General features: G+C 48.0%; 3 protein-coding genes and 1 pseudogene. All 4 read left to right on the plus strand.

Features of this window, described 5'->3' with window-relative positions; translation table 11 throughout:
• Positions 1-207, plus strand: a pseudogene (locus RMO52_RS03770) (siderophore biosynthesis protein); the annotation flags it as partial.
• A gap of 9 nt (positions 208-216) precedes the next feature.
• Positions 217-951: a hypothetical protein gene (locus RMO52_RS03775; protein ID WP_310410983.1), complete on the plus strand. Its 735-nt coding sequence runs from the start codon at positions 217-219 to the stop codon at positions 949-951.
• A 79-nt stretch (positions 952-1,030) separates the two neighbouring features.
• The gene (locus RMO52_RS03780; protein WP_310410986.1) at positions 1,031-5,809 is read left to right on the plus strand and encodes a non-ribosomal peptide synthetase; all 4,779 of its coding nucleotides are present in this window, start codon (positions 1,031-1,033) and stop codon (positions 5,807-5,809) included.
• 247 nt (positions 5,810-6,056) lie between these two features.
• On the plus strand, positions 6,057-8,287 hold a 2,231-nt coding region (locus RMO52_RS03785; protein WP_310410989.1), incomplete at its 3' end, for a TonB-dependent siderophore receptor.

Genomic DNA, 8,287 nt, shown 5'->3' on the forward strand with positions numbered 1-8,287 from the left:
ACTTATTTTAATGGCAAAGTATTAATGGGCACACCGACGCAGTGCCGGACGATTATTGACAGTTTACAACAAGCCGGAGTCGATGAAGTTGCCGCCTTAATTGATTTTGGCGTTGAATTTGACTGGGTAATGGAAAGCTTAGATTTTCTCAAAGATCTCAAACGCAGTTATACATCAATCGATCGAGTCAAAACCTTAGTAAGTTAAACAAACTAGATGACGAACATCAATTGGAACATTCTTATCGCTGCCATCGGTGGTGCTGCGATCGACTTTTTAGAGATTGCCGTAATTGCCTATGCGATCGCGCGATCGGGCTATCGACGCGAAGCTATTACGGGTAGCATTTTTGGCGTATTACTAGTTGGAATAATTGCCATTCCTTTTGGCGGCATCTTGCGATCGATTCCCCTCAATTGGCTAGAAATTTTAGTCGGATTAACATTACTCTGGTTTGGCTGGCGATGGGTGAATAAATCCATCAAACGGTTAGCAAAAGGCAAACGAGCGGGTTGGATGTCAGACGATCCACTTGCTGCCGAAGAGATTGTATTGGATGGGCAAAATTTGGGATTCAATCAATTGAATTTCTGGGTGATGGCAAAAAGTGCGATCCTCGAAACTTTTGAAGTTGCTATCTTAGTTGTCACGTTAGGATTAGCTTCGGGTGCGTGGTATGAGTCGCTAGCTGGTACGGCGATCGCGCTGGTATTTTCAGTACTCGTTGTCACGGTTTTACACAAGTATTTATTAAATGTGCCGGAGGTGTTAATTAAGTTAGGATCTGGAATTTTATTAGGTAGTTTGGGGACGTTTTGGTTAGGTGAGGGATTGGGTTCTGATTGGTTATTTGGGGATTTAGCGATCGCCGCGATCGTTGCTGTTTATAGTGGGATTGCGGCGGTTGTTTTATGGTGGCTGAAGCGCGTCTTAACAGCAGATTTGCAATAATTGATGCCACCAGATCCTCAACTTCTTCAAGAAGTTGAGGATCTCTCCTCGCTATTTATTTAAAAACTATTATTCAACAATGAACGATTTATCAAAAAGAATTGCCGCATTGTCACCAGAACAACAGGCATTATTAAAACAGCGACTAAACCAACAAAAGACGATTCAACCGCTTCAATCTTGGGCAATACCCAAGCGCGATGAGACAACGGGGCAAGATCGGTTTGCGGTTTCCTTTGGACAACAACGGATGTGGTTTCAAGACCAATTGGGAACTCAAAGTGCAGTTTCTAATAATGTTTCAATTTTGCTCAAAATCTCTGGCAATCTTGATGTCAATGCCCTCGAACGTAGCTTGATAGAAATTCTCCGCCGTCATGAAGTTTTACGGACAACTTTCCAAACTGTTGCAGGCGAACTGATTCAAATTATTAATCCCGTCGGTAATTGGTACGTTCCTTTTATCGATTTACGATCGATCGATCCCTTAGATCGAGAACTAGAAATAGAGCGCATCGCTCAAGCTCAAGCTTGTCAACCATTTAACTTAGCAACCGATATATTATTACGATCGAGTCTGTTAATTTGCGCCCCCACCGAACATATTTTGCTGCTTACCTTGCATCATATTAGCGTCGATGCGTGGTCGATCGGGGTCTTTTTTCGCGAACTGAGTGCGATTTATGCCGCTTTTGCTAGTGGTAAACCTTCACCTTTGGCGGCATTACCGATTCAATATGCCGACTTTGCCATCTGGCAAAAGCAACATTTACACGGGCAAATGTTAGCGGCGGATCTGGCTTATTGGCAACAGAAATTGCACCAAGCTCCCGATTTATTGCCATTACCGAGCGATCGATCTCGTCCTCCGGTACAATCTTTTACAGGTAAAACATTATCTTTTACGATTCCCCAGCCGCTGACTGACTCGATTGCAGCACTATCCCAACAAGCTGGCTGTACGACTTTCGTTACCCTTTTAGCTGCCCTCCAAACTTTGCTATTTCGGTATAGCGGGCAAGAAGATATCCTTGTTGGTGCGCCGATTGCCAATCGTCAGCAACCGGAACTAGAAAATTTAATCGGCTGTTTTATCAATACCTTGGTATTCCGTAGTGACTTGTCGGGTAATCCCAGTTTCCGTACTTTACTCGATCGCGTGCGCGAAACTGTATTAGGCGCATTGGCTCATCAAACTTTGCCGTTTGAAAAACTGGTAGAGGAACTACAACTAGCGCGAAACTTAACCTATGCACCATTATTTCAGGTAATGTTGGTGTTTCAAAATGCTTTTTCGATCGAGAATATCGAGCTACCAAATCTAGATGTCGAACACGATCGGATCGACAATCATACATCTCAATTCGACTTTACCATCCACCTGGTAGAATCCGAAAGCGGGCTGATTGGCAAGCTAGAATATAACACCGATCTATTCGATGAATCCACGATCGAGCGGCTATTAGCACATTTCCACACCTTACTCGCGGCGATTGTCGCCAATCCCAACTGCTGTTTGACGGATTTACCTCTGCTCCCACCGAGCGAAATACAACAGTTACAAGCATGGCAGCAGATCGCCGTTAACGATCTCCCCATCGTTGTGATCGATCGAGCTTTTGCAGCACAGGTACAGCAGCATCCCGATACAATAGCGGTAATCTGTGGTGACGAACGACTTACCTATAGCGAACTCGATCGACGTAGTAACCAACTCGCCCATTATCTCCAAAATTTGGGCGTTAAACCAGAAAGCCTCGTGGGTATCTGTGTGGATCGATCGATCGAGACGATCGTCGGTTTATGGGGGATTATCAAAGCTGGCGGCGCATATGTACCAATCGATCCATACTATCCCGCCGAGCGGTTGGAGTTTATCCTCGCCGATGCTCAGGTATCGGTACTTTTAACTAAAAAGTCGCTCGTTGCCAAACTACCCACATTCGATGCCCCTGTGGTATTAATCGATGCGGATTGGGAAAAGATCGCCCTAGAAAGTGATGCAGATTTAGCCCTTTCCCTGTCGCTCGCTCGCCTTGCCTATATTATCTACACATCCGGTTCCACCGGACAACCCAAAGGTGTCATGGTGCAACATGATTCCTTGGCGAATTATACCGCCGCCGCCACTGGTGAATATGCGATTGACGATCGAGATCGCGTACTCCAATTTGCCTCACTGAGTTTTGATGCGGCGGCGGAAGAAATCTTCCCCTGTTTGACGTGCGGGGCGACACTGGTATTGCGAACCGAAGCCATGCTCAGTTCGATCGAGATCTTTCTCCACACCTGCGCGGAGTGGCAAATTACCGTACTGGATTTGCCCACAGCCTTCTGGCATCAGATGGTAACGGAAATGGAAACCCAGAAATTAACCCTGCCCGATTCGGTACGATTGGTGATTTTGGGAGGTGAAAAAGCCGCACGAGATCGCTTTAGAACCTGGCAAAAACTGGTTAAACCTCACGTCCGCCTCGTTAATAGTTACGGGCCGACTGAAGCCACAATTGTGACCACTACGATCGATTTATCCACACTCACAGCCGCAGAATTAACCGGACGCGAACTACCGATTGGTACACCAGTTACCAATGCTCGCACCTACATCCTCGACTCATCCCGCCAACTGTCTCCCATCGGCATCCCTGGCGAATTGTATATCGGTGGGGCAGGTGTGGCACGAGGCTATCTCAATCGTCCCGATCTCACCGCACTAGCGTTTATCCCCGATCCCTTCAACCCTAATGCCCGTCTGTATAAAACAGGCGATCGCGTGCGCTATTGGGCGGATGGGACGATCGAATTTCTGGGGCGGATCGATCGACAGGTGAAAATACGCGGATTTCGGATCGAATTGGGCGAGATTGAAGCCTTGTTGACTCAACATCCCCAAGTGCGCGAAAGTCTGGCGATCGATCTCGCAGATGCCAACGGGGACAAGCAGATCGTCGCCTACATCGTGCCGGAATCTGGCTCTGAACCAACCATTCGCAGCCTCCGCCGTCTGCTCGAAACGAGATTGCCTAAGTATATGATGCCAGCCGGATTCATGCTGCTAGCAGCCTTACCGCTGAATAGTAATGGCAAAATCGATCGTCAAATGTTACCCGCGCCAGAGCTAGATCGATCGGATTTAGGTAACGTATTTATCGCTCCTCGAAATGCGATCGAGACGGAAATCGCCCGCATTTTTGGTGAGGTATTAAATCTCGTTGGCGTAGCCTCTCTGCAAGAGAATCGCGTCGGTGTCGATGATGACTTTTTTGAATTGGGCGGACATTCTTTACTCGCTACCAAATTAATCGCTCGATTGCTATCGAGTTTTGAAGTACCACTATCGATCGTCGATCTGTTTCAGTCGCCGACGGTTGCTGGTTTGGCAGAAAGGATCGAGCGACTCTCCCTCGATAATAAATCATCCCTGCGCCCAATCGATCGCACCTTCGCCACCTCTGTACCGCTCTCCTTCTCCCAAGAGTCAATCTGGGCGTGGCATCATGCAGGGAGTAGTAGTTCCGCCCTCAATAGCTCGATCGTGTTGCGGATTAAAGGCGATCTCCACCCCGCTGTCGTCGAACGCAGCTTTAATGAGATTATCCGCCGCCATGAAATCCTGCGGACGGTATTTCGCGAAGTTGACGAACGACCGATTCAGTATATCTTACCCACACTACATCTCCCCTTGGGTTATCGGGATTTACAACCCTTACCCCCAGCCGATCGAGAATTAGCCGCCTTTAACCTCGCGATCGATCTCGCTACTCCTGAATTCGATCTCGCCATCGCCCCCCTACTCCGAACTAACCTACTCCAACTCGCACCCCAAGAACATTGGTTATTAATAACGATCCACCATATCATTACCGATGGCTCTTCCTTTAGCTTGCTAATTGATGAATTGCACCAACTGATTCAAGCCTTCGATCGCGGCTTACCATCCCCGCTCCCCGCCGTACCCCTACAATACGCCGATCTTGTCGCTTGGCAACAACAGCCCGAACATGCAGATGCGATCGCCACCCAACTAGCCTACTGGCAACAGAAATTATCAAGCGTTAGTGATGGGTATGAAAGAGGGGGAGACGAGGAGATCGGGGGACGGGGTGATGGGGAGATATCGACACCCAAATCATTAAGTCCGAAATCCAAGTATCATTTCAGCCAATTTCCTACATCCCTAGTTGAGGCGATCGAATCCCTGAGTCGTGCCCTAAACGTTACGACATTCACCGTCCTCGCCACTGGATTGCAAATCGCTCTAGCCGCCGAGAGGGATCTATCGGACATCGCGATCGTCACCACCGTGGGCAATCGCACGATCCCCCGAACCCAGCAAATGCTGGGTTGCTTTATCAACGAAGTGATTTTGACATCTAAATTCACCCCCGATCTGACTGGTAAAATGTCTCTCCAACAACTTCAACTCGACATCCAACAAGCGATCGCCCATAAAGATGTCCCCTTCGAGTCGGTACTCGATGCCATCGAACTGCACGGAAAAATCGACATCGCCGCCAGTCTCACCGTGACGAATTCAACTCAAGGGATCGAGCCAATTCCTGGCTGGGAACTGGTAGAAATGCAAACCAAACAGCAACATTGGGACGAGATTTCCGCCGAACTATACGCCCCAGAAACGCCCCTAGAATTTTATATAGAAATGTCCACACCTATGCGGGTAATGGTCAATTATGGGATCGATCGGTACACGGATACGACGATCGCCCAACTACTTGCCAGCTATGAATCGATCCTGACACTACTATCGATCGATCCCGAAATCTCGATCTCCGAGTTGCGATCGCTCTATTCTAACCACCCTACCCCAAATTCCGATGCCATAATCTTCAAAATTTAGTTGCAAGTAAATCTCAATAAGTGTAAGATTTTACTTAGTCTTTTAAAAATAATAATTACTGTATTTCTCAATCGATACACATCGGTTTCGGGGTCAGTTTTGCGCGCTTATGTACCATAAAGGCTTGCCCTCGAAGGGTTTGCGCGTTGGCATAGCCTCTCGCCAGAGAATCGCTCGCAGAGATGGGTAAATCCCAATCATTGAAGTATCTAGAAAAATATTACATCCGATGTTTAAGAAAAAAACCATGAATCTCGTTCCGTCGCGCCAAAAAAGCTTCGCTCCTAGCGCATTTTTGCCGCTATGCTTTCTGATTAACATTTTGGCGATCGCTGTATCCATTCCTGCTAATGCGCGAGCTTCAATTGCTAATAATTCTTATCAAAGTGAGTCCTCAGTACCAGCAGCAAATCGCTTACCGCGCAAGTTATTAGCACAAGCTGCCGCAGTCAAAGTAACGGGTGTAAAAGTCAGTACCACCGAAAAAGGGATCGAAATTCGCCTCGAATCCCCCACTGCAAATATCCCCCAGCCAGTTAGCCAAAACTCGAATGTCACAGTTACCTACGACATTCCCAACGCCACCCTAGCTTTACCCAATGCTGCCGAGTATCGGGCGGTTAATCCCGATCCGGGCATCGCTGAAATATCCGTCGTCCAAGTCACCCCCACCTTGGTGCGGGTCAGTGTGACCGGAAAGGAAGCATTACCAACAATTCAAGTAGCCACAGGTACCGATGGCTTAGTTTTTAGTGCGGTTCCCGTTACACTCTCGACGGCTGGTGATGAAATCGAAATCATCGTCAAAGGTAAACGCAAGGCTGGGTATTTTATTCCCAATGCTTCCAGTGCTACGGGAACGAATACACCGATCTTGGAAACACCATTTTCAGTACAGATTATCCCGCCCGAATTAATTCGCGACAGGCAAGCAACCCAAGTTAAAGAAACACTAGCCAATGTCAGCGGTGTCATCTTCAATGGTGACGGTCAATCGCGCGGTGGCGAACAGTTAATTATCCGAGGCTTTTCAGGTGGTGCCGTCGTTCGGGATGGCTTCAGACGGGGGGATATTGGCGGTGTCACGCCCCCGACGACCGATATTGCTACGGCAGAGCGGATCGAAGTCCTCAAAGGCCCCTCTTCCATTCTATCAGGGGCGATCGAGCCTGGGGGGTTGGTTAACTTAGTCACGAAAAAGCCGTTAAGAGATCCTTTTAATGAAATCGAGGTTCAGATCGGTAGTCGCAATCAAATACGTCCGCGATTTGACTTTTCAGGCCCGCTCACGCCCGATGGTAGTATCCTCGGTCGGATCAATGGAGTATACGAGACTTCGACTAGCGTGCGAAATCTCAACCAGAGCAACCAGAAGTTTGTGTTTGCCCCGACAGTCACCGGAAAAATTGGCGAGAATACCGACCTTACCGTGTCGGTAGAATATATCAACGGTAAGCGTGGAGCTGATTTTGGGATTCCGGCTGTCGGCAATAAGGTCGCCGATGTCCCGATCGATCGCATCATAAACGAACCGACGGATACTGTCACCAACACCGCTTTGCAAATCGGCTACAATCTCGAACATCGCTTCAGCCCTCAATTGAGGCTTAAAAACACTTTTCAGTATTCATCCTATCAATTTGATTTTAATGTAGTTGCCTTACCGACCTTTAACGATACCACTAACCTGGTCACGCGCTTTCCCGCCCAGCAAGAAGCTCAACTCAAAGACTATACTTTCCAAACTAACTTAATTGGTGAATTCAATACCGGATCGGTCAGCCATACCCTATTAGCTGGCGTAGATTACATTCGTCGCGACAGTCGCACTGCCAACCGCATCAATCGCACCCCCAACTCCTTAGATTTATTCAATCCCGTTTATGGTGTGCTAGTCAAACCCAGTCGAGACGCTTTAGCCCCCTTTACAGACAATCTCGTTACTTCCGATAGTTATGGGGTGTATCTCCAAGACCAAATTGGCATTACCGATCGATTCAAACTCCTAGCGAGTGTCCGCTACGATGCGATCGACCAAAAAAATACCGATTTCCTCGCTGCGGTTGACGATCCCGCCCGAAATGATAACAGTACTGCTAATGCCCTGAGTCCGCGCGTGGGGTTAGTCTATCAACTCACCCCCGCCTTATCCCTCTATGGTAGCTACTCCCAATCTTTCAAACCCAATACCGACAGAACCACAACCGGACAAGTCTTAGATCCGCAACGTGGGAAAGGATACGAATTTGGGGTGAAATCAGAATTATTCGATGGTAAATTATTGGCAACCTTGGCATACTTTGATATTACCAAGCAAAACGTCCCCGTTGGCGATCCTAACGATCCCTTTGCTTCGATCGCTTCTGGAGAGCAGCGCAGCCAGGGAATCGAGGTTGATGTGGCGGGCGAATTAGCCCCTGGCTGGAAAGTGATTGCTGCCTATGCTAACACTAACGGTCGAGTTACCGCCGATACCGA

This window comes from Chamaesiphon sp. OTE_8_metabat_110, assembly GCF_031382685.1.
In the GTDB taxonomy this organism is placed as follows: domain Bacteria; phylum Cyanobacteriota; class Cyanobacteriia; order Cyanobacteriales; family Chamaesiphonaceae; genus Chamaesiphon.

Bases quoted from the DNA above. Each gene is read 5' to 3' on its own strand.
- RMO52_RS03775 (WP_310410983.1), top strand. From the start codon at position 217: ATGACGAACATCAATTGGAACATTCTTATCGCTGCCATCGGTGGTGCT.
- RMO52_RS03780 (WP_310410986.1), top strand. From the start codon at position 1,031: ATGAACGATTTATCAAAAAGAATTGCCGCATTGTCACCAGAACAACAG.